At 59.7% G+C, this 22,609-nt stretch carries 21 protein-coding genes; 3 read left to right on the plus strand and 18 right to left on the minus strand.

What is annotated here, in order from left to right; translation table 11 throughout:
* Positions 1-171 precede the first annotated feature (171 nt).
* From G9X48_RS18255 to pdxB, 10 genes are all read right to left on the minus strand, one after another.
* A complete protein-coding gene (locus G9X48_RS18255; protein WP_007869579.1) occupies positions 172-741 on the minus strand; it encodes a UbiX family flavin prenyltransferase in 570 nt (189 codons plus the stop codon).
* Positions 742-852: 111 nt separating this feature from the next.
* Entirely contained in the window at positions 853-2,370 is a 1,518-nt protein-coding gene (purF, locus tag G9X48_RS18260) for an amidophosphoribosyltransferase (RefSeq protein ID WP_004386646.1), read from the minus strand.
* A 39-nt stretch (positions 2,371-2,409) separates the two neighbouring features.
* Positions 2,410-2,895, minus strand: a complete 486-nt coding sequence (cvpA, locus tag G9X48_RS18265) for a colicin V production protein (RefSeq protein ID WP_004386645.1) — start codon at positions 2,893-2,895, stop codon at positions 2,410-2,412.
* A gap of 232 nt (positions 2,896-3,127) precedes the next feature.
* The gene (dedD, locus tag G9X48_RS18270; RefSeq protein WP_012124144.1) at positions 3,128-3,850 is read right to left on the minus strand and encodes a cell division protein DedD; all 723 of its coding nucleotides are present in this window, start codon (positions 3,848-3,850) and stop codon (positions 3,128-3,130) included.
* The gene (gene folC / locus G9X48_RS18275) at positions 3,840-5,108 is read right to left on the minus strand and encodes a bifunctional tetrahydrofolate synthase/dihydrofolate synthase (protein WP_038880562.1); all 1,269 of its coding nucleotides are present in this window, start codon (positions 5,106-5,108) and stop codon (positions 3,840-3,842) included. The genes dedD and folC overlap by 11 nt, the downstream gene beginning before the upstream one ends.
* A 70-nt stretch (positions 5,109-5,178) precedes the next feature.
* Complete coding sequence (accD, locus tag G9X48_RS18280) at positions 5,179-6,099, minus strand: acetyl-CoA carboxylase, carboxyltransferase subunit beta (protein WP_007892032.1); 921 nt, start codon at positions 6,097-6,099, stop codon at positions 5,179-5,181.
* Positions 6,100-6,249: 150 nt separating this feature from the next.
* Entirely contained in the window at positions 6,250-6,909 is a 660-nt protein-coding gene (locus G9X48_RS18285; RefSeq protein ID WP_004388556.1) for a DedA family protein, read from the minus strand.
* A gap of 25 nt (positions 6,910-6,934) precedes the next feature.
* Positions 6,935-7,747 (minus strand): tRNA pseudouridine(38-40) synthase TruA, encoded by an 813-nt coding sequence (gene truA / locus G9X48_RS18290; RefSeq protein WP_007776862.1) that lies wholly within the window; start codon positions 7,745-7,747, stop codon positions 6,935-6,937.
* The gene (locus G9X48_RS18295; RefSeq protein WP_007892029.1) at positions 7,747-8,760 is read right to left on the minus strand and encodes an aspartate-semialdehyde dehydrogenase; all 1,014 of its coding nucleotides are present in this window, start codon (positions 8,758-8,760) and stop codon (positions 7,747-7,749) included. Before G9X48_RS18295 ends, truA begins: the two co-directional genes overlap by 1 nt.
* A gap of 66 nt (positions 8,761-8,826) precedes the next feature.
* Positions 8,827-9,963: a 4-phosphoerythronate dehydrogenase PdxB gene (gene pdxB, locus G9X48_RS18300; protein WP_038879961.1), complete on the minus strand. Its 1,137-nt coding sequence runs from the start codon at positions 9,961-9,963 to the stop codon at positions 8,827-8,829.
* Positions 9,964-10,082: 119 nt separating this feature from the next.
* Between pdxB and flk the strand changes: the two genes are divergently transcribed.
* Positions 10,083-11,090 carry a flagella biosynthesis regulator Flk gene (gene flk / locus G9X48_RS18305; protein ID WP_007869596.1) on the plus strand — a complete coding sequence of 336 codons (1,008 nt, stop codon included), beginning with the start codon at positions 10,083-10,085 and terminating at the stop codon, positions 11,088-11,090.
* A gap of 53 nt (positions 11,091-11,143) precedes the next feature.
* On the opposite strand, the gene G9X48_RS18310 is transcribed toward flk, so the two are convergent.
* Positions 11,144-13,765, minus strand: coding sequence for an autotransporter serine protease (locus G9X48_RS18310; protein WP_239986825.1), 2,622 nt, complete (start codon positions 13,763-13,765; stop codon positions 11,144-11,146).
* A gap of 13 nt (positions 13,766-13,778) precedes the next feature.
* Between G9X48_RS18310 and G9X48_RS21680 the strand changes: the two genes are divergently transcribed.
* The gene (locus tag G9X48_RS21680; RefSeq protein WP_337740029.1) at positions 13,779-14,129 is read left to right on the plus strand and encodes a hypothetical protein; all 351 of its coding nucleotides are present in this window, start codon (positions 13,779-13,781) and stop codon (positions 14,127-14,129) included.
* A gap of 346 nt (positions 14,130-14,475) precedes the next feature.
* On the opposite strand, the gene fabB is transcribed toward G9X48_RS21680, so the two are convergent.
* Positions 14,476-15,693: a beta-ketoacyl-ACP synthase I gene (fabB, locus tag G9X48_RS18315; RefSeq protein WP_032988674.1), complete on the minus strand. Its 1,218-nt coding sequence runs from the start codon at positions 15,691-15,693 to the stop codon at positions 14,476-14,478.
* Between the two features lie 157 nt (positions 15,694-15,850).
* Between fabB and mnmC the strand changes: the two genes are divergently transcribed.
* Positions 15,851-17,863, plus strand: coding sequence for a bifunctional tRNA (5-methylaminomethyl-2-thiouridine)(34)-methyltransferase MnmD/FAD-dependent 5-carboxymethylaminomethyl-2-thiouridine(34) oxidoreductase MnmC (mnmC, locus tag G9X48_RS18320; RefSeq protein ID WP_038879956.1), 2,013 nt, complete (start codon positions 15,851-15,853; stop codon positions 17,861-17,863).
* A gap of 84 nt (positions 17,864-17,947) precedes the next feature.
* Here the strand turns inward: mnmC and G9X48_RS18325 are convergent, their stop codons facing one another.
* From G9X48_RS18325 to prmB, 6 genes are all read right to left on the minus strand, one after another.
* Complete coding sequence (locus G9X48_RS18325) at positions 17,948-18,226, minus strand: YfcL family protein (RefSeq protein WP_004388549.1); 279 nt, start codon at positions 18,224-18,226, stop codon at positions 17,948-17,950.
* 28 nt (positions 18,227-18,254) lie between these two features.
* The gene (locus tag G9X48_RS18330) at positions 18,255-18,800 is read right to left on the minus strand and encodes an elongation factor P hydroxylase (protein ID WP_004388548.1); all 546 of its coding nucleotides are present in this window, start codon (positions 18,798-18,800) and stop codon (positions 18,255-18,257) included.
* Positions 18,800-19,597, minus strand: coding sequence for a sulfite exporter TauE/SafE family protein (locus G9X48_RS18335; RefSeq protein WP_014728378.1), 798 nt, complete (start codon positions 19,595-19,597; stop codon positions 18,800-18,802). Before G9X48_RS18335 ends, G9X48_RS18330 begins: the two co-directional genes overlap by 1 nt.
* 21 nt (positions 19,598-19,618) lie before the next feature.
* On the minus strand, positions 19,619-20,443 hold the full coding sequence (mepA, locus tag G9X48_RS18340; protein WP_007869619.1) for a penicillin-insensitive murein endopeptidase: 825 nt from the start codon (positions 20,441-20,443) through the stop codon (positions 19,619-19,621).
* A 4-nt stretch (positions 20,444-20,447) separates the two neighbouring features.
* On the minus strand, positions 20,448-21,533 hold the full coding sequence (aroC, locus tag G9X48_RS18345) for a chorismate synthase (protein WP_007700103.1): 1,086 nt from the start codon (positions 21,531-21,533) through the stop codon (positions 20,448-20,450).
* A 64-nt stretch (positions 21,534-21,597) separates the two neighbouring features.
* On the minus strand, positions 21,598-22,530 hold the full coding sequence (gene prmB / locus G9X48_RS18350) for a 50S ribosomal protein L3 N(5)-glutamine methyltransferase (RefSeq protein WP_004387044.1): 933 nt from the start codon (positions 22,528-22,530) through the stop codon (positions 21,598-21,600).
* Positions 22,531-22,609 lie beyond the last annotated feature (79 nt).

Below are 22,609 nucleotides of genomic sequence, written 5' to 3' on the forward strand. Positions count from 1 at the left end.
TTGTTAAAAAATGGTTGCAATGAAGTTGTGTGAATGAAGATAGCATTCCGCGCAGCAGACGCTGAGCGTGAAATCGCAAAAGGCGGGATTAAATGTCGAGGATATGATCGCGCTTGCAGAATTGCCCCACAATGAGGCACCGCGCTGCGCTTTGCCCCATGTTGGCGCGCATTACGCGCCGGGCCAGCGGGTGAAGAGATCGGCAGGAAGCGTGATATCAAGCTGATCGAGCGCGCGGTTTACCGTCTGGTTAATCACATCATCGAGCGTCTGCGGGCGATGATAAAACGCGGGCATCGGCGGCATGATAATCGCGCCAAGCTCAGCGGCCTGGGTCATCAGACGCAAATGGCCGAGATGCAGCGGCGTTTCCCGCACGCACAGCACCAGCCTGCGACGCTCTTTTAAAACCACATCCGCCGCGCGGGTCAGCAGCCCGTCGGTATAGCTGTTCACAATGCCGGAGAGCGTTTTAATCGAACACGGCAGAATAATCATTCCGTCGGTTTTAAACGAGCCGGAAGAAACGCTGGCAGCGATATCGCGCGCGTCGTGGTTTACATCAGCCAGCGCCTGAACATCACGCACGCTCATATCGGTTTCCAGCGACAGCGTCTGACGCGCCGCCTGGCTCATGATGAGATGCGTTTCCACCTCTGCCACCGCCTGAAGCGTCTGCAACAGCCGGATGCCATAAATTGCGCCGCTGGCGCCAGAGATGCCGACAATGATTTTTTTCATGGAGTTATCTGGAAAAGGAGCACTGAGCGAGACTTTGCCGCAAGACGCGACGAGATGCAAACGGGGATTTCGCCCCTCGCGTTGCGCAAGGGGCGACGGCACGGGGAAAGATTAGCCTTCGTTGTGCATCTCTAAGTTTTCGACTTCGTTCTGGCGCATGACCGCTTTGGCGTCGTCGTTACGCAGGGATTCGAGATATTCCAGGTACTGGTGATCGACATCTTTGGTGACGTAAACGCCGTTAAAGACCGAGCATTCGAACTGCTGAATATCCGGGTTCTCGGCGCGTACGGCTTCGATGAGATCGTCGAGATCCTGGAAAATCAGGCCGTCTGCGCCGATGATCTGGCGGATTTCATCTACTTCGCGGCCGTGAGCGATAAGCTCGTTGGCGCTCGGCATGTCGATACCGTAGACGTTCGGGAAGCGAATTTCCGGCGCGGCGGAGGCCAGATAGACCTTCTTCGCGCCCGCCTCGCGGGCCATCTCGATAATCTGCTCGGACGTGGTGCCGCGCACGATAGAGTCATCCACCAGCAGCACGTTTTTATCGCGAAACTCGGCGCGGTTGGCGTTCAGTTTGCGGCGCACCGATTTACGGCGCAGATGCTGTCCCGGCATGATGAAGGTACGGCCGACGTAGCGGTTTTTCACAAAACCCTGGCGGTAGGGTTTGTTAAGAATGCGCGCGATTTCAAGGGCGATATCGCAGGAGGTTTCCGGGATCGGGATCACCACGTCGATATCCAGATCTTCCCACTCGCGCGCGATTTTCTCGCCGAGCTTTTTACCCATTTCCACGCGAGCGCTGTAGACGGAAATCTTGTCGATAAAGGAGTCCGGACGCGCGAAGTACACATACTCAAACAGGCACGGGTTGCTGACCGGGTTGTCAGCGCACTGGCGCGTGAAGAGCTGGCCTTTTTCGCTGATATAAACCGCTTCGCCAGGCGCTACGTCGCGCAGGAACTCAAAGCCCAGCGTATCGAGCGCCACGCTTTCGGACGCCACCATGTACTCGGCGCGGCCGTTACCGGCGTCGCGTTTGCCAAGCACCAGCGGGCGGATGCCGTTAGGATCGCGAAACGCTACCATGCCGTGGCCGATAATCATCGCCACACACGCGTATGCGCCGCGGATCAGGCGGTTCATCGCCGCGATGGCCGCGAAAATGTTGTCCGCTTCCAGCGGGTAGTGACGGAAGTTATCCAGCTCGCTGGCGAAAATATTGAGCAGGATTTCAGAATCTGAGGTGGTGTTGATATGACGGCGCTTCTCTTCAAAGAGCATTTTGCGCAGTTCATGGGCGTTCGTCAGGTTGCCATTGTGGGCAAGCGTAATACCGTAGGGCGAGTTCACATAGAACGGCTGGGCTTCGGAGGCGCTGGAGCTGCCTGCCGTCGGGTAGCGCACATGGCCGATACCCATATTGCCCTGCAGACGCTGCATGTGGCGGGCTTCGAATACATCATTCACCAGGCCGTTCGCTTTACGCAGACGGAAGCAATTATTCGCATCGATGGTGATGATGCCTGCGGCATCCTGCCCGCGGTGCTGAAGCACCGTTAACGCGTCATAAATCGACTGGTTGACCGGCATAACACCGGCGATCCCGACAATACCGCACATGTTGTCTTTTCCTCAATTCAAAGACCGCCCCCGGCACGATTACCGGGGCAGGAAACTTGACGAGCTTTGCAGATAGTCAAAGAACCATCTGATGATGAAACTGAACTGCGGGATGAGCTGCGACTTTTGCCAGTCCTCGCTTTTGGACAGGCCCGTGAAGGTATCAAGAAAGAACAGAATGGCGGCGACAATCAGCACGCCTCGCAAGGCGCCGAAACAGATCCCCAACACCCTGTCTGTACCCGACAGGCCGGTTTTCTCCACCAGTGCGCCAATCACATAGTTGACTATCGCACCGACGATAAGCGTCGCGATAAACAGCACCGCGATAGCTATCCCATTACGTACCAGTTCGTCTTCAAAGCCGGTGAACCAGACTGCCAGGTAAGTGTAGTAATGACTGGCGACAAAGAAAGCACAGCCCCAGGTGACCAGCGACAGCGCCTCTCTCACGAAGCCGCGGATGAGGCTGACCAGACACGAGAAACCCACTACTGCAATGATGGCGTAATCTATCCAGACCATGAATGTGTCCCACGATAAAACGCCCTGACATCCGGTTCGGGGCGCATTCTAACAGAAAAAGAAAACGTTTGCGTAGGGATTTCCTTTCCACGCGTTAATAAAAAATGGCGTTGAAAAAATCTTCAACGCCATCCGTCCGTTACGCCCGCGGGCGGCAAAAAAGCGCCGTAAGCGGGCCGTCTGTGGCGCGATGCGGTTTCTCGGTGCGCCTTTAAAAAAGACGCCAGACCGCTTAATTCACGCTGTAATTCATTATTACGCCGTTAAGCCCTGACAGGCTGTTCAGCTCGCCAAGCGACGATTTTAACTTATCCTTCGACGCCTCCGGCCCTACCAGAATGCGGGTGATTTTCCCTTGCACCGGCGTGGACGGCGACGTATACGCCCGATAACCCGCCGAGCGCAGTTTGCCGACGATTTCATTGACTTTATCGGCGTTTTTCAGCGCGCCGAGCTGCACGACATACGCCTTGCCCGCAGGCGGCGTTTGCGGTTTCTCCGGCGGCGCGGTTTTCGCAGGCGCGGGCGCTTCGGCCTCGCTCACCATCGCGAGCTGCTCGTCGGTTTTATCACGCTGCGGCTTGCTCTGGGGCTTATCGGCAGTCCGTGTTTTCGCAGGCTCCGTCGCTTTAGGCTTCGCAGGCGTCACCGGCACTTCATCCAGATCCGCGCCGGTATCGGCAGGCAGTCGCGTGGTGTCTATCGATGTCGCCGCCGCGTTACCGGCTCTCACCTCTTCCGCCGCGCCTTCCGGCGGCTGAGACGGCAGCGCCTGCGTTGCAGCCGGCAGCATATCCGGCTCGTCGCGATCGCCAGGTTTCGGCACCAGGGGGATCGCCGCGAACTCATCCTGATAATGTTTTTTCTGGCCGTCCAGCAGCCCTGGCAGCACGATAACGCCCAGCGCCACCAGCACAATTGTGCCGACTAATCGGTTCTGAAACTTACTCGCCACCTCGTCTCCCCGCGTCCATCTCTTCCATTACCGCTGCGACGGTATGAAACGACCCGCATACCAGCACCGTATCGGCGGGCTGCGCGTCGGCCAGCGCCGCGTGCCAGGCCTGCGCCACGCTATAAAAGACAGCGCTGGCCTGCAGATGTTCCGCAAGCTCTTCGGCGCGGGCGCCGCGCGGCCCGTCCAGAGGGGCACAATACCAGCTATCCACGACCCTCTCCAGACAGGCGAGCGTTCCGGCGATATCTTTATCATGCAGCATGCCGATAACCGCGAGCACGCGCCCGGCGGATGGCGACTGCGCGAGCCGCTGCGCCAGATAGCCCGCCGCGTGCGGATTATGGGCCACATCCAGAATGATGCGCGGGGCCTCGCTCACAATCTGGAAACGCCCCGGCAGCGCGGCGCGCGCGATGCCGTCGCGGTAAGCCTGCTCGCTAATCGCAAGACCGCTTGCGCGAAGCGCGGCGAGCGCAGTCGCCGCGTTAGGCTGCGGCACCTGCGGCAGCGGAAGATGAGTCAGTTCGCCGTCGCCATCACTAAAGCGCCAGCCGTCGCGTTCCGCCTCATAGCGCCAGGCGTCGTTCACACAAAGCAGTCGTGCGCCCTTCTCCTGCGCCACCTGCGCGATGGTGTGCGGCATATCCGTCTCGCCCACGACCGCCGGTTTGCCTGCGCGGAAAATACCGGCTTTCTCGCGCCCGATGCTTTCACGATCCGGACCCAGCCAGTCGGTATGATCGAGCGCGATGCTGGTGATGACCGCTACATCGCAATCCACCAGGTTGGTGGCGTCCAGACGCCCGCCGAGCCCGACTTCGAGGATAACGACATCCAGCTGCGCCTGCTTAAAGAGCCACAGCGCGGACAGCGTGCCGTACTCAAAGTACGTGAGGGACGTTTCACCACGCGCGGCTTCAATCTCCGCAAAGGCGGCGGTGTGCTGGCTTTCGGCAAGCTCCTCGCCCTGCACGCGCACGCGCTCGGTGTAGCGCACCAGGTGCGGCGAGCTGTAGACGCCCACGCGATAGCCTGCCGCCATCAGCACCGCTTCGAGCGTGCGGCAGGTGGTGCCTTTGCCATTAGTGCCCGCGACGGTAAAGACAAACGGCGCGGGTTTCGCCACATCAAGCAATGCCGCCACGCGCGAGACGCGCTCAAGGCCCATGTCGATGGTTTTACCGTGCAGGTTTTCCAGATAAGAAAGCCACGTGGCCAGAGGCGACGTGGCTTGGGGAAGGTGTTGCTTTTCCATGATGCCCGTATCCTGGTTACGGTTCATAAACAAGAAGGGCAGTGCCTTATGGCCCTGCCCTTCATGACTATCAGGCCTCGTGATCCTGGTCCGGTACCGGCGGCACGACCACCGCTTCACGCGGCGCGTCCGGGCTTGGTGCCGGAAGGTTCATCAGCTTCGCCAGAATGCTGGCAAGCTTGAGGCGCAGCTCCGGGCGACGCACGATCATATCGATAGCGCCTTTTTCGATCAGGAACTCACTGCGCTGGAAGCCAGCAGGCAGTTTTTCGCGCACGGTCTGCTCGATAACGCGCGGGCCAGCGAAGCCAATCAGCGCTTTCGGCTCGGCGATGTTGAGATCGCCAAGCATCGCAAAGCTCGCAGAAACGCCGCCCATGGTCGGGTCGGTCAGCACGGAGATGTACGGCAGTCCACGCTCCTGCATTTTCGCAAGCGCCGCGGAGGTTTTCGCCATCTGCATCAGCGACATCAGCGCTTCCTGCATACGCGCGCCGCCGGAGGCGGAGAAGCAGATAAGCGGGCAGTTGTCTTCCAGCGCCTGCTCAACCGCTCGCACGAAACGCGCGCCCACGACGGAACCCATTGAGCCGCCCATAAAGGCGAACTCGAACGCCGCCGCAACAACCGGCATACCGTGCAGGGTGCCTTTCATCACCACCAGCGCGTCTTTCTCGCCGGTTTCCTTCTGGGCGGTGGCCAGACGATCCTTGTATTTTTTGGAATCACGGAACTTCAGCACATCTTTCGGCTCAAGCTCACTGCCCAGTTCCACCAGCGACCCTTCGTCTAACAGGCTGTGCAGACGGTCGCGCGCCGCCATGCGCATGTGGTGATCGCATTTCGGGCAAACCTCAAGGTTACGCTCCAGCTCGGCACGGTAAAGTACCTGGCCGCAGCTGTCGCACTTGGTCCACACCCCTTCCGGGATGTTTGCCCTGCGAGTGGGAGTAATATTGCTTTTATTGAGAATTCGTTCAATCCAGCTCATTGATAACCTTTCTGCCTGAACCTGGTCGATGCCAGTTTTTCTGTGGGGGCGCATAATGCCATTATTGCCTTCCACAGACCATAAATGGTGCTCATTAAACCATAACGGCCCGCAACTTTGGATAAAAAAGTGGTCGAACCGCCAGAGGGCTTATTTTGTCTGGCGCGCCGCGGCGCGTTTGTGACGCACCACTTCATATACGCCCGGCAATACCGAGAAGATGATAATGGCGACGATCAGCAACTTCAGATTGTCCTGAATAAACGGCATCGCGCCAAAGAAATAGCCCGCGTAGGTAAACAGCAGCACCCACAACAGCGCGCCCACCACGTTATACAGGGCAAAATGACGATAGGACATATGCCCCATCCCGGCGACGAACGGCGCGAAAGTGCGCACGATCGGCACGAAGCGGGCGAGGATAATCGTTTTACCGCCGTGACGCTCATAAAACGCGTGCGTTTTATCAAGATAGCTCTGACGGAAGATTTTTGAATCCGGATTGCTGAACAGCCGCGCGCCAAAGAGTCGGCCTATAGTGTAGTTCACCGCGTCGCCGAGTATCGCCGCGATAACCATTAAAAGCGCCATCAGGTGCACATTAAGATCGTTGGACGGCAGCGAGGAGAGCGCGCCCGCCACAAACAGCAGCGAATCGCCTGGCAGAAACGGCGTCACGACAAGCCCCGTTTCGCAGAACAGGATCAGGAACAGGATCGCGTAAACCCAGATTCCATACTGCGCCACCAGCTCCGCCAGATGCACGTCGATATGTAAAATAAAATCAATCAGAAAGCGAATAATGTCCATACTGGTTCTTCTTCCCCGACTGCTGTCAGTCAGCTAAAAAAAGTGGGCCCATCGGCGGCTTCGGAAGCTCAAACTGCGCCGGATAATCCACCGACACCAGATAGAGCCCTTCCGCCTTCGCCGTCGCTGCCGCAAGCGTTCTGTCCTTAGCCGCCAGCAGTTCTGCCATCCAGCTCTCCGGCTGGTTACCGCAGCCTATTTCCATCAGGCTGCCAACGATATTACGCACCATATGATGCACAAACGCGTTAGCCTTGATATCCACCACAATGTACGCCCCGAAGCGCTCAACGTTGATATGCATCAGGTTGCGCCAGGGCGTGCGGGACTGGCACTGCACCGCGCGAAACGAGGTAAAGTCGTTTTCGCCGATAAGACACTGCGCCGCCCGGTGCATACGCTCTGCGTCCAGCGGCAGGTGGTAATGCGTCACCCCTTGCGAGAGCACCGCCGGTCGCAAACGGTGATTATAGATAACGTAGCGGTAACGGCGAGCCGTGGCGCTGAACCGGGCGTGAAACTCTGCGGGCACATCTTTCACCCAGCGCACCGCGATGTCACCAGGTAAATTCGCATTTACGCCGAGCGTCCAGGCGGCATCCTTGCGGATGGCGGTGGTTTCAAAGTGCACCACCTGTCCGGTGGCATGCACGCCCGCGTCGGTACGGCCCGCGCAGAAAACGTTAATCGGTTCGTTCGCCACCTGCGAGAGCGCCTTTTCAAGCTTCTCCTGAACGCTGCGCACTTCCTGCTGACGCTGCCAGCCGTAATATTTACTGCCGTCGTACTCAATGCCAAGCGCGATTTTAACTACCGGCTTTTCCAGACTCTCCGACATCAGTACAGGTACTCCTGCAGCAGTTTTTCCGCCGTTTTGATGGCCATCAGCGCGCCGCCGAAGCGCACGTTATCAGCGACCGACCAGAACTGGATCTGCTCCGGCATGCCGTAGTCGTTACGCACGCAGCCGATGGAAAGATGCACGCTGCCGGAGGCGTCGCCCACCTGCGTCGGATAATCGTTCTCTTCAGAGAGCGCGATGTCCTGATCGCGCTCCAGCGCGTCGCGGGCTTCTTCCGCCGCGAGCGGGCGCAGCGCTTCGAAATTCACCATCTGGGCATGACCGTAAAATACCGGTGCCTGTACGCTGGTGACGGAAATCATCAAGCCTTCGTCCTGCAACACCTTGCGGACTTCATCCACCAGACGGCGATCCTGACGCACGCTGCCTTCGCGGTCCGGCAGCAGCGGCAGCATGTTGAACGCCAGCTGGCGGCCAAAATGATCGTCTTCATCGACCGGCATCCCGTTCAGCAGGCGCGCGCTCTGGCCCGCCAGCGCGTCCACCGCCGTTTTACCCTGCGCGGAAACGGACAACAGGTTCGTCACCTGAATGCGCGACAGCCCGCCCGCTTCCATCAGCGGACGCAGCGCCGTCAGAAGCTGGCTGGTCAGGCTGTCGGCCACCGCCACTACGTTGCGGTTGCGGTAATCCGCCAGTACATACGGGTTGACGTCCGGCACCACCAGCGGCACGTCCGGCTCCAGCGCGAACAGGCCGCTGGAATCGATAACCAGACAACCGGCGTTGGTCGCGTCATCCACGTAGCGGGCGCTTGCTTCCTGGCCTGCGACGAAAAAGGCGAGCTGCGCCTGAGTCCAGTCGAACGCGTCGGCATCCTGCACCTGCACGCTTTTACCGTTGAAGCGCAGCGTTTCACCCGCGCTTTCATTGCGCGCCAGCGCATAAAGTTCACCCACCGGGAACTGACGCTCGGCGAGTTGCTCAAGCAGGGCCTCTCCCACGGCGCCCGTCGCGCCCAGTATGGCGATATTCCAGCCTTCAGACATGGTGGTTTTACTCCAGAAAATAAAATGCCTTCCCCGCGGGTTTGCGGGGAATAAGAGAATCAGTGATTAACGGATCGGATGATGGGTCGCGTTAAAACCCAGCTTTTGCAGCAGCGCGGCGGCGGCTTCGTCATTGCACTGCACATAGAGCGACGACCATTCGCGGCGCTCCTGGTAATTTTTGCGAAGCTTATCAAACTCGCCCGGCATGCCCGCCACACGGCGAAGCGGCGCGTCGTCGCGGCGCACATCATACACCAGATGCACCAGCCGTTTCAGCGTCGCCTGATCGAGCGGCCCCTGAAGCGTGATGCGGCCAAACTCCGGCGGCGGCAGCAACGTGGCAAGCGCCACCTGCTGCGGCGTGCCGAGAAACTGGCTGTACGCCTCAAAGACCTGCGTGGTGCCGCGCGCTTTGCCTTCCAGCGTATAGCCCGCGATATGCGCGGTGCCGATATCAACACGCTTTAAAAGCTCAACGTTAAGCGCAGGCTCCGGCTCCCAGACATCCAGCACGACACTGAGCGGCTGCCCCGCCTCAAGGCGCGCCAGCAGCGCGGCGTTATCGACCACCGGGCCGCGGCAGGCGTTAATCAGAATAGCGCCGGGCTTAAGGCGTGCGATGAGCGCCTCGTCGGCCAGATGCAGCGTTTTGTACGGCCCCTCTTTAAAGAGCGGCGTGTGGAAGGTGAGAATGTCTGCTTCGCGCACCAGCTCGTCGAGCGTGCGGAAATCGCCGCTGTCGCCGCGATCGGCACGCGGCGGATCGCACAGCAGCGTGCGTACGCCGAGCGCCTCCAGCCGCGCCTGCAAACGAGAGCCGACATTACCCACGCCGACAATGCCGACAGTGCGGTCGGTAAGCGCAAAGCCGTCGCGCTCAGCAAGCATCAGCAGCGCGGAGAATACATATTCGACGACGGCGATAGCGTTGCAGCCGGGCGCGGCGGAAAACCCGACGCCCGCCTCGCGTAAGTAATCTTCATCAACGTGATCGGTGCCCGCCGTGGCGGTGCCGACAAACCGGATGTTTTTGCCTGCCAGCAAATCGCGATTGACCTGCGTGACCGAGCGCACCATCAGTGCGTCGGCATCGTCCAGCGCCGCCTGCGGGATCGGGCGGCCAGGCACGGCCTGCACCTCGCCAAGACGGCTGAACAGCTCGCGTGCGTAAGGCATATTTTCATCAACGAGGATTTTCACGTTTCTCTACCTGTTTATGTGCGGGAGATAGCCGTTAAGTGTGCCATAATCTCGCCGCCAGGCATACTTAACAGCGTGGTTAGTTTCGCGGCACCGTCCGGTCAGGTTAAGGATTATTGATGATGCAACCCATTCATGGCGCCACGCCCCGCCCGGCGGGGGAGCCTCCCACATCGCCCCACTCCGCAGGCGAACAGCCGCTTTCCACTCAGCAGCGCACGGTGCTTGAGCGGCTTATCACCCGGCTTGTGGCGCTAACCCAACAGCAAAGCGCCGAAGTCTGGGCCGGTATGAAGCACGATCTGGGCTTAAAGAGCGATGCGCCGCTGCTTTCGCGCCACTTCCCCGCCGCCGAGCAGAATCTTAACCAGCGGCTAGGCCAGGCGCAGCAGACCCACACCCAGCGCCAGGTGTTGTCGCAACTGACCGAGCTTCTGAACGTCGGCAATAACCGCCAGGCGGTGAGCGATTATATCCGCCAGCAGTTTGGGCACACCGCGCTGAACCAGCTTTCCGGCGAGCAGCTCAAAAGCGTGCTGACGCTGCTGCAAAACGCGCAGCTGAGTATCCCACAACCACAGCAGCGCCCGGCGACCGACCGCCCGATGCAGCCCGCGGAGCATAATACGCTCAACCAGCAGGTAACGAAGCTTGCCGCCGCCACCGGCGAATCGCCGAAGCTCATCTGGCAGTCGATGCTGGAGCTTTCTGGCGTGAAAAGCGGCGAGCTGATTCCGGCGAAGCATTTCGCGGCGCTCTCGACCTGGCTTGTCGCGCGCCAGACGCTCGCCGACCAGCCCGCGCCGACGCTGCACAGCATTCAGGCCGCGCTGCGCCAGCCGCTGGAATCGCGCGAATGGCAGGAAATAAGCGACTACGCGCAGCAGCGCTTTCAGGCCACGCCGCAAACGGTGCTGACCACCGCGCAGGTGCAGGATATTCTTAATCAGGTGTTTATTCGTCGCTCGGAAGGGTCGCCGGAGACGCTTGAAGTGCGCCATATTCAGCCGATCTACAGCCCGCTTATCGCGTTTTTCACCCAGCCGATGAAGCAGATTTCCGCGAAACCCGGCCTTGCGATGTTCCTGCTGGTGCTGGTTATTCTTCTGCTCTGGCTGGTTATCTGACAGACAGCAAAAAGGCGTCTTACGACGCCTTTTTATTTTCCCCATACCCTGTATCAGAAACTTAACGACACGCCGGCCATCACGCTGCGGTTGCTGTTGCGCCCGTCGCTGGTCTCCTGCTCGCCCGTCAGATTCAGATTCAGCGCCGGGTTCACCTGCCAGCCGAGCGACACCGCGCTGGTCAGCGTTTTCTCCGGTGCCGTCACGCCGTGCAGCGGCACTGGCTGATCCACGCCGGTAAAGCTCGCCTGATAGCGGCCTTCATCCTGGCTCAACGCACGCTGCAGGTGAGTCTGGAAGCTCAGATCCAGCCGCCCGTGGGTTTGCAGATCGAACGTGTACGCCGCCCGCAGCCCGGCGCCCGCCTGCCAGCGCGTGGTGGTCTGGTTGTCAGCGCGCAGGCCAAAACCTGAGCCGCTCTTCTCGCTAAACGCATCCTGCTTCAGCATGATGTATTGCGTATCGATAAACGGCGTCACGGCGAAACCGTCCACGTTGAAGCGATAGCCGGTCTCGCTGCCAAGCGACATCCAGCTGCCGCTCTGACGGCTGCTGACGCGCTCGGAACGGCTGCCGAGCCACAACATACGGCGCTGCTGGCCGTCGTAGTACCCGGACGCCAGACGGCCGGTCAGGTAGTAGCCGCCGTAGATCTTGCCGCCGTACAGCGCCGCTTCACTCAGCGTGCCGGTGTTGCGCTCGCCGCCGCTGCTCAGCGCGCTGAACGTGTCGGTGCGCGACAGCGACGTGCCGATAAACGTGTGCTCATCAATAAACCGGTCCTGGCCGGTCACCCACCCTTTCATGGAGTAACTCACTGGCGAATACCCGCTGCGTCCGAGGCTGCCGTTCCAGGAGAGCGTATCGCTCCAGCTGCGGCTTTGCGGCGCGTCCAGCAGCGCGTTGATGTGAGTCGCGCTGCTGCGCTGGTTCACATTAATCGCCTGCCAGGTGAGCGCCGCCGTCGCTGCCGGAAGCTGGCCGGAGAGGCTCTCCAGCGCCGCGCGGGCAGACGGGTTATTCGAGATGTGCTGCAACTCGCCCGCCGCGGACGCAAACGAACTGGCGCGTACCGCCACGCCGGTCGCGACTTGTTTATCAAGCTGCGTAAACGCCTGTTCCAGACGCACGGCGGCGGACTGCGTGGCCGCAGACGTGCTGGCGACTTTGGTCTGTGTGACCTGCAAACGTTTGATGTTCAGCCATACCTGTTTCGTGCTGTAGCCCAGTGAACCTGTCAGGAACACACCCACCGACTGCGTAAAACGGCTGAACTTGCCGGACACCGCGCCCGCGTTGACGACAGGCTGACGCGCCTGGGTGATGTAGCCTGCCGGTACGCCCAAAAGATGCAGGTTACCGGCGAGCGTCGCGCGCCCTGCCACATCCAGCGTCGAGCCGAGCATAAACGCCAAGCTGCCGGTGGTGCGCTGCGTATAGTTGGTCATAAAGCGCGTTTTGCCGTCGCGCAGCAGCACGAAACCGCTGTTATCGACATTGCCTTTTACCGTGCGCACATCCAGCGTGCCCGCGCGGCCAATGTTCACCGCGGAGGCCAGACTTTTCGCCGATGACAGGCTACCGCCCAGCACCTGCGTGGTGCCGGTATAGCTGGCGTCCTGCGTCAGCACCAGCTTGCCGGTACCGCTTTTAATCAACCCGCCGCTGCCGCTGATGGCGTTGCTCCAGGTCGAGGTGTAGCTGTTAAACGCGACGCTCACGGTGCCCCAGTTAAACTTCGCCGGGCCGTTAATCGCCTTCGCAGCGTTCAGCAGGCCATAACCAAATACCGCGTCCACGCCCGGTGCGCCGATATCGGTCGCGGTGCCGAGCACCGTCTGGCGAACCAGGTCGTTAGTAAAATACGGATATTTCTGCCAGACCATCGCTGCCACGCCGGAAACCTGCGGCGCGGCAAATGAGGTGCCGCTCACCAGGCGCAGCACCGCTTTACCGGTACTGTCTGTCGACTGCACATACACGCTGCCGGGTGCCGCGAGGCAGCTGTTTTTCATTACGCCGCAGCGGTTAGCGTAGCTTGCGATATAGCTCGGGTTAAAGGTGTCGACCGCCGTGGCCACCAGCCAGCCCTTATCCAGCCCGGAGGCGGGGGCCAGCGATGGCAGTTTCGCAACGCCTACCGGATTCGCCGCGCCATCGTTGCCGCTCGCAAACACAATCAGTCCGTTATACGACGAAATAAAGGGTTTCCAGGCGTTTACAAAATAGGTAGTCGTGGCGGTGCTGGTCGGGTTCCAGTCAGGAATACCCCAGGAGTTATTGATAATTTTCGCGCCTGCACGCGCGAGATCGTAGTTAATCTGCCCGAAATTCAGGCTCTGCCGGGTATTGGCGACATCAGGAATGATAAGCGTCGCGCCCGGCGCAGTACCGCCGGTGAACAGGCCTGTGGCGCGGCCCGCGAGCGTCTGGGCGACCATCGTGCCGTGGCCGCGCACATCGCCCACGCTCAGATTATTGGCGCTCGCGTCGACATAGTTCAGCGTGCCTTTCACCACCCCCAGCAGCGCCGGATGCGTGGTCAGAATACCGGTATCCGCCACGCCGACTTTTATCCCGGCGCCGTTGACGCCTGCCGCGCGCGCCGTCGCGGCGCTGGTGATAAACAGCGGACGATTATAGTTGGTGCGCGTGACGACATCCGCCGCCGCCACAGAGGGGACATACGTGAAAGTATCATCCGCATTCTTCTTTGCGCTGGCAGAGGCGGCCCCTGAGCAGGACAGAATAATAAGTGGAATTACTTTTCCTGTGGTCAAAAAAGTCCCTTTACCCAGAGATACGTCTGTGGGCATGGTTGGTTTCCCCGGCTGGCAAGGCCTCGTGAGAGGCAAACAACTATTCCCTGAATTCCGCAAACTGATTTCGGATTTCTTTTATGCTGCGTCCTTCACTCTTATCTTTTTGAAAAGATTGAGAATGGCATTATGTGATATGCGTTTCCGCTACGAGTTACCGTTAATGCAAAGAAAACGGCTACTCAGATATACACGGATATATCGACAAAAAATGCCATAACTTTAAGAAAGAAGCCAATAAAGGCATTTTCATTAAACTAAATTATATTTATCAGCAGGTTAGAATTATTATAAATATATTTTTTACGACTTAAGTTAAATTAAATAAAAACAGAAAAGTTTAAGCCATGGTTAAATAAGGATTTTCATGAAACGACACACATCAGGAAGGAACAGTGTTTAAAACTATTAAATCAAAAGGTTATTCTTAATAAGGCAGGAGAGATGTCAGTAACTACAGGGAGGAGGAGATTAAGCCTGTTTCGGATAAAGAAACAAGAAATGTTAAAGGCGGAGAGTAAATATAAAAAAAGGAGCCTTTCGGCTCCATTTCTTTTAAAGAGACGTTACGCCTGATATTTACGCATAACCAGCGTGGCGTTGGTGCCGCCAAAACCGAAGCTGTTGGACATTACCGTCGTCAGCTCACGCTCAACCGGCGCGGTGATGATGTTCATGCCTTTCGCCTGCTCGTCCAGCTCTTCAATGTTGATGCTCGGCGCGATAAAGCCGTGCTCCAGCATCAGCAGCGAGTAGATAGCTTCCTGAACGCCTGCGGCACCCAGCGAATGGCCGGTCATCGCTTTGGTTGCGGAGATAGCCGGCGTGTTGTCGCCGAAGACTTCACGAATAGCGCCAAGCTCTTTCACGTCGCCAACCGGTGTAGACGTACCGTGGGAGTTCAGGTAGTCAATCGGCGTATCCACGCCATGCATCGCCATCTTCATGCAGCGCACCGCGCCTTCGCCAGACGGGGCGACCATGTCAGCGCCATCGGAGGTTGCGCCGTAGCCAACGATTTCCGCATAGATGTGCGCGCCGCGCGCCAGCGCGTGCTCCAGCTCTTCTACCACGACCATACCGCCGCCGCCTGCGATAACGAAGCCGTCACGGCTCGCGTCATAGGTACGGGACGCTTTGTCCGGGGTCTCGTTGTACTTAGTGGAGAGCGCGCCCATCGCGTCGAATTCACACGCCATTTCCCAGCCCAGCTCTTCACCGCCGCCCGCAAACACGATGTCCTGTTTGCCAAGCTGGATCTGCTCAACCGCGTTGCCGATGCAGTGCGCGGAAGTCGCACACGCGGAGCTGATGGAGTAGTTAACGCCGTGGATTTTAAACGGGGTCGCGAGGCAGGCGGAAACCGCAGAGGCCATCGCTTTAGTCACCACGTAAGGGCCGACCGCTTTCAGGCCGCGCGGGCTGCGCATCGCGTCAGCGCCGAACACCTGGGCTTTGGACGAACCACCGGAGCCCGCCACGATACCGACGCGCGGGTTGTTCTGATACACCTCGTCGCTCAGGCCGGCATCTTTGATGGCTTCCTGCATAGAGAGATAAGCATAAATAGAGGCGTCGTTCATGAAACGCACCACTTTACGGTCGATAAGACCGGTGGTGTCCAGCTTCACGTTGCCCCAGACGTGGCTGCGCATACCTGCGTCGAGAAATTCTTGAGAGAAAGTGATCCCCGAGCGTCCTTCACGCAGGGATGCCAGGACTTCCTGCTGGTTATTACCGATGCTGGAAACGATGCCCAGGCCAGTAATTACTGCACGTTTCATTCAATACCTCTTCGAGTACGCTAAGTAAGTTGTCGTGTCGCAAGATAGCGTACAGTTGTACGCCGAACAAGTCCGATCAGCCAGATTGGCAAGAAATTTGCGATGTCTGACCGGGCTCGCTAAGATCGTGCGACTGCCTGTCATTCGAGCCATTTACGTGAAACCTATCGCCATACAGCCCGCCAGCCTGACGTTTAATAATGAGGGTACACCTGTTTCCCGAGATTTTGATGACGTTTATTTTTCCAATGATGACGGTCTGGAAGAGACCCGCTATGTCTTTCTGGACGGTAATCAGCTCCCTGAACGCTTTATGACACACCCGCGTGACAGCTTTATTGTCGCCGAAAGCGGATTTGGCACCGGGCTGAATTTCCTGACACTCTGGCAGGCGTTCGCGGCGTTTCGCGACGCGCACCCGGACGCTACGCTGCAACGCCTGCACTTCATCAGTTTTGAAAAATTCCCGCTGACGCCTGCCGATCTTAAAAGCGCGCACGCCCACTGGCCGGAACTCGCGCCGTGGGCGCAACAGCTCCAGGCACAGTGGCCGATGGCGCTGCCGGGCTGTCAGCGGCTGGTGCTGGATGGCGGACGCGTGACGCTCGATCTCTGGCTTGGCGATATCAACGAACTGGTCGATACGCTGGATGACACGCATAACCGCCAGGTAGACGCCTGGTTTCTGGATGGCTTCGCGCCGTCGAAAAACCCGGAAATGTGGACGCCCGGCCTGTTTACTGCGATGGCGCGCCTCGCCCGCCCCGGCGGTACGCTCGCGACATTCACCTCGGCAGGCTTTGTGCGCCGCGGGCTGATTGAGGCCGGGTTTGACGTGGTGAAGCGCAAAGGATTCGGGCGCAAGCGCGAAATGCTGACGGGCACGCTCAGCCATGACGCGCCGCCGCCTGCCCGCGCGCCCTGGTATGCGCGTCGTCCGGCAAGCGGTGATAAAGACGTAGCGATTATCGGTGGCGGTATCGCCAGTGCCCTGCTCGCGCTCGCCTTACAGAGGCGTGGCTGGCAGGTTACGCTCTACTGCGAAGATGACGCGCCGGCGCAGGGGGCATCGGGCAACCGCCAGGGCGCGCTCTACCCCCTGTTAAGCCATCACGACGCCGCGCTGGCCGCCTTCTTCCCGGCGGCCTTTACCTTCGCGCGCAGGCTCTATGACGCGCTGCCGGTCAGTTTCGATAAAGACTGGTGCGGCGTGACGCAGCTTGGCTGGGATGAAAAGAGCCAGACGAAAATCAACCAGATGCTGGAGCTCGGTCTGCCGGACGCGCTGGCGCGCGGCGTTGACGCGCGAGAAGTGCGCGAACGCTGCGGCGTGGAGACCGGCTGTGGCGGCATTGAATATCCGCAGGGCGGCTGGCTCTGCCCGGCTCAACTGACTGCAGGCGTGCTGGAACTTGCGCAGGCGAACGGCCTGCGGGTGCATTACGGGCGCAGGGTGAGCGCGCTGCATCAGGACAGTCAGGACTGGCAACTCGATTTCGCGAACGGCGCGCAGGCGCGCCACGCCGCTGTGGTACTGGCGAACGGGTATCAGCTCAGCGGCTTCCCGCAAACCGAAAAGCTGCCGGTCTACCCGGTCGGTGGCCAGGTAAGCCATATTCCCACCACGCCGGGCCTCGGCGCGCTGCGCCAGGTGCTCTGTTATGACGGCTACCTGACGCCGCAAAACCCGGCGAATGCGATGCACTGCATCGGCGCCAGCTATCACCGCGGCGTGAGCGAAATGTGCTACCAGGAGGAAGACCAGCAGCGCAACCGCCAGCGGCTTCTCGACTGCCTGCCCGCGGCCAGCTGGGCGCAGGAGGTGGACGTGAGCGCGGGCGACGCGCGCTGCGGGGTACGCTGCGCCACGCGCGATCATCTGCCCATGGTCGGCAACGCGCCGGATCACGCCGCCACGCTTCGCGATTACGCGACACTTTCCCAGGATGCCAGCGCGCCGGAGACGGTCATGCCCGCGCCGGTGCTCAAGAATCTCTTTGTGCTGGGTGCGCTTGGCTCGCGCGGGCTGTGCAGCGCGCCGCTGGCCGCTGAGATTTTAGCCTCGCAAATGAGCGGCGAACCGCTGCCGCTTGATGGCGCGACGCTCGCCGCGCTGAACCCCAACCGGCTGTGGGTGCGTAAGCTTCTCAAGGGGCGTGCGGCAGGTTAATACGATAATGTCGGGCAGGTGACGTGGCTGAAAGCGTAAACGCTAAAAAAACCTGCGCGCCGGGCGGCGCGCAGGCTGTGGGGCTTAGTTGAGCTTCGCCTGCTGGAACAGGTTGTCCCACATGCCCAGCACCAGCGCCTGGTCGCGCGGCGAGAGTTCGCCCGCGTGGATCGCCGTCTCAAGGCTGTTGGTTACTTTGGTGTACACCGCCTGCGGCGAGTGGTCGTCGCCCTGCTCCAGCGCCGCGACGGCAAGCGTCAGGTGTCCGCGCAGGTAGCCGCTGGCGAACAGTTCGTCGTCGCTCGCGTGCTCCACCATCTCATCAATCAGCGCCAGAATACGTGCTTCAAATTCGGCAATCATTCGTTTTCCTCGGTTAATAACATGGCGATTAGCACAAGTCTTCCGGCCATGGGAATTGTTGCGCCGCCAGCGGCGGCGTCTGGTAAAAATCCTGTAAGGCCGCGATAAAGCGCGCCGGACGTTCGGGAATGCCGTTGGTCAGATATTGCATCACCTGCGCGTGCACCCGGCGCTGAAACGCGATGCGATCCGGATCGAAATCGCCGTTAAGATTGTCGCAGCTGACGTTAAACGGAAAGCCCGCCGCCACGCAGAACAGCCATTCCAGCGCCTGCGGTTTGACTTCGACGTCTTCAAACTGGCTCTGGGTTTGCGCATCGCGCCCGTCCGGGCAATACCAGTAGCCAAAATCCACCAGCTCGCGCCGCGCTTTCCCCGCGATGCACCAGTGCGAAATCTCATGCAGGGCGCTGGCGTAAAAGCCGTGTGCAAACACCACGCGGTGATAAGGCGCATCGGCATCTGCCGGAAGATAGATCGGTTCGTCGTCGCCTTTAATCAGACGGGTATTAAAATCACCGGCAAAACAGCCGTCGAAAATAGTAATTAAATCCTGATAGTGGTGTTCACGCATTACGCCATCCCCAGCCAGTGGAGGATCTCCTGTCCGTGGCTGTCATATAACAATTTGGCGCTCATCACCGCCGAAACGATAACGATCATCGGGCGGATCAGGCGCTGTCCTTTACTTAATACCAGACGCGAGCCTAAGCGCGCGCCGAGAAACTGTCCGGCGAGCATCACAAAGCCGGTGCCCCAGATAACTTTGCCGCCAATGATGAAGAGCAGCAAACCGCCGACGTTAGACGTGGCGTTAAGCACTTTCGCATGGGCGGTGGATTTGGCGAGGCCAAAACCGGCGAGCGTCACAAACGCCAGCGCGTAAAACGAGCCTGCGCCGGGGCCGAAAAAGCCGTCATAAAAGCCGACGCAGCCGCCCGCCACCAGCGCGAAAGGCAGGCCATACAGCCTGCGCTGGCGATCGTCTTCGCCAAGGCGCGGCATCAGCAGAAAATAGAGACCAATGGCAATCACCAGCACCGGCAGGATCTGGCGCAAAATATCGGACTGCACATGCTGCACCAGCAGCGCGCCGCTGGTGGAGCCGATAAACGTCATCAGGATATTGAGCTTCTGGTCGCGCAGGCTGACCACGCCGCGGCGGATAAAATAGAGCGAAGCGGAAAGCGAGCCGCCGCAGGCCTGCAGTTTATTGGTCGCCAGCGCCTGGGCAGGCGACATGCCCGCCGCCAGCAGCGCAGGCACGGTCAGAAGCCCGCCGCCGCCCGCCAGGGCATCGATAAACCCTGCCAGCATCGCGACAAAGAAGAGTGCTGTGAGCAACAGCGGCGAAACCATAAACCAGTCCATCACGGCCATCCTTAGTCGGTGTTAAAGAACGTGTTTGTCGAGCAGCGCCTGACACGACGGCGGCAGTGGCGGCGGCGTGGTTTTCTCAGGCTTGCTGCTGCCAGGTGCCGCAGGCTTAAACCAGCTTTGCAGCTCTTCACCACAGCCATCGCCCGGCGGCGGCGGGTCTTGCTCCACGCACTCCAGGCTGTCCGGCGGGCAGCGCAGACGCACGTGCATATGAGCGCGATGCTGGAACCACGGGCGCACTTTACGCAGCCAGTCGCGATCCGGCCCGGCATCCAGGCAGAGCTGCTGTTTGATGGCCGGGTTTACAAAAATACGCGTCACTTCATCATCAAGCGCCGCAAGCTTAATCAGCCCGCCGATCTCCGGCTTCCAGAGTGACTGCACCACCGATTTCCCGTCGCTTGAGACTAAATCCAGCGCCTGCGGACGACGCAGCTGCGCCGCGCTCCAGCGCGTTTTCGGCAGTTGCAGGAAAATATCGACGTCGAGCCCCGTCTGGTGGCTGGCGTGGCCGCCGTTAAAGCGCCCGCCCGCAGGCATTCCCATATCGCCCACCAGTACCGTGCCGAGCTGCAACTCGCTCACCTGGTTGCTCAGGCGCTCGATAAAGCGCACCAGCTCCGGGTGACCGAAATAGCGGCGCTGGTCGGTGCGCATGATTTGATAGTGCTCTGACTCGATCGGCAGCGGCTGCGCGCCGACGATACAGCCGTTAGAAAAGGTGCCGATCGACTGGGCCGCGCCCGGGATCGGCTGGGTGATTTTCTGCCACGGCGTGGCGGCGCTTGCCGCGCTGCAGGCAAGCAGCGTCAGCAAGGCTAAGCAGAGTTTTTTCATGACATTACCAGCGAGGAAGCGTGGTGGTGACATCCGCGTTCTGGGCGCGGTGACGCAGCAGGTGATCCATCAGCACGATAGCCATCATCGCCTCGGCGATCGGCACCGCGCGAATACCCACGCACGGATCGTGACGCCCGCGGGTGATCATCTCGACTTCCTCGCCAAAGCGGTTAACGGTACGGCCCGGCACCGTGATGCTGGAGGTCGGCTTCAGCGCGATATTCGCGACTATCTGCTGGCCGCTGCTGATGCCGCCGAGAATGCCGCCCGCGTGGTTGCTCTGAAAACCCTCTTTGGTGATTTCGTCACGGTTTTCGCTGCCTTTGAGCGCCACCACGCCAAAGCCTTCGCCAATCTCCACGCCTTTCACGGCGTTGATGCTCATCAGCGCGTGGGCGATATCGGCATCGAGACGGTCAAATACCGGCTCGCCGAGACCCGGCGGCACGTTATCAGCCACCACCGTTACTTTCGCGCCGATGGAGTCGCCCTCTTTTTTCAGCGCGCGCATCAGTTCATCCAGCGCTTCCAGCTTATCCGCATCCGGGGAGAAGAACGGGTTCTGCTCTACCTGCGCCCAGTCTTTGATCTCCAGCGGAATATCACCCATCTGAGTCAGGCAGGCGCGGATGACGATGCCGAATTTTTGCGCCAGATACTTTTTGGCAATGGCACCTGCCGCCACGCGCATGGCGGTTTCACGCGCGGACGAGCGACCGCCGCCGCGATAATCACGCAGGCCATATTTCTGTTCGTAGGTGTAATCGGCGTGTCCTGGACGGAACACATCTTTAATCGCGCTGTAATCCTGGGAGCGCTGATCGGTATTTTCAATCAGCAGGCCGATGCTGGTGCCAGTGGTCACGCCCTCAAACACGCCGGAGAGAATTTTCACCTGATCCGGCTCGCGGCGCTGCGTGGTGTAACGGGAAGTGCCTGGGCGGCGGCGGTCGAGATCGTGTTGCAGGTCGGCTTCGCTCAGCGCAATGCCCGGCGGCACGCCGTCAATGATACAGCCGAGCGCCAGACCATGCGACTCGCCGAAAGTGGTTACGCGAAAGAGTTGTCCAAGAGTGTTGCCTGCCATCACGGCTCCGTTGTCGTGTCGTTGTGGTGTTTTTATGATTCAGCGGGCTTGCGCCCGCCTGTTGTTAATCTTTGTAGATGCTGAAGTGTTCGCGGGCGCTGATGAGCTGCGCTTTGGTCAGCATAAAGACGCCGTCGCCGCCGTTGTCGAACTCAAGCCAGGTAAACGGCACGTCAGGGTACTGCTCCATCAGATGTACCATGCTGTTACCGACTTCACAAATCAGAATACCGTTGTCGGTCAGGTAGTCCGGCGAGCAGGCGAGAATGCGGCGCGCGAGCTTCAGCCCGTCGCTGCCCGCCGCCAGGCCGAGTTCCGGCTCGTGGCGATATTCGTTCGGCAGATCGGACATATCTTCTTCATCCACGTACGGCGGATTGGTGACGATGATGTCGTACTGCACTTTCGGCAGGTCGCGGAACAAGTCAGAGCGGATAGGCGTGACGTGATGGATAAGCCCGTGTTCTTCAATGTTGTGCTCGGTCACGGCCAGCGCGTCGGCAGAGATATCCACCGCGTCAACTTCCGCGTTCGGGAAGGCGTACGCGCAGGCGATAGCGATGCAGCCACTGCCGGTGCACATATCAAGAATGTGCTGCGGCTCGTGGTCGATAAGCCCGGCGAAGCGGTTATTGATTAACTCGCCAATCGGCGAACGCGGCACCAGCACGCGCTCGTCGACATAAAACTCATGGCCGCAGAACCAGGCTTTATTGGTGAGATACGCCACCGGAATACGTTCGTTGACGCGGCGGATCACCCGCTCGACAATACGGTGACGCTCGCTGGAGGTCAGGCGCGCGGTGCGCATATCTTCCGGAATATCAAGCGGCAGGTAGAGCGACGGCAGCACCAGCTGCACCGCCTCATCCCAGGGGTTATCCGTGCCGTGACCATACCAGATGCCGGCCGCGCTGAAACGGCTCACCGCCCAACGCAACATATCCTGAATGGTATGCAGTTCACTGACTGCCTCATCGACGAAAATTTTATCCACACTGCCCTCCGCATGACGCTCCGCGTTAAATTCGGCGGCTAGTTTGCCATGAAGACGGCGATAAATCAGCAACCGGCGC

This window comes from Cronobacter sp. HA18006 (genome assembly GCF_011605445.1).
GTDB lineage: Bacteria > Pseudomonadota > Gammaproteobacteria > Enterobacterales > Enterobacteriaceae > Cronobacter > Cronobacter sakazakii.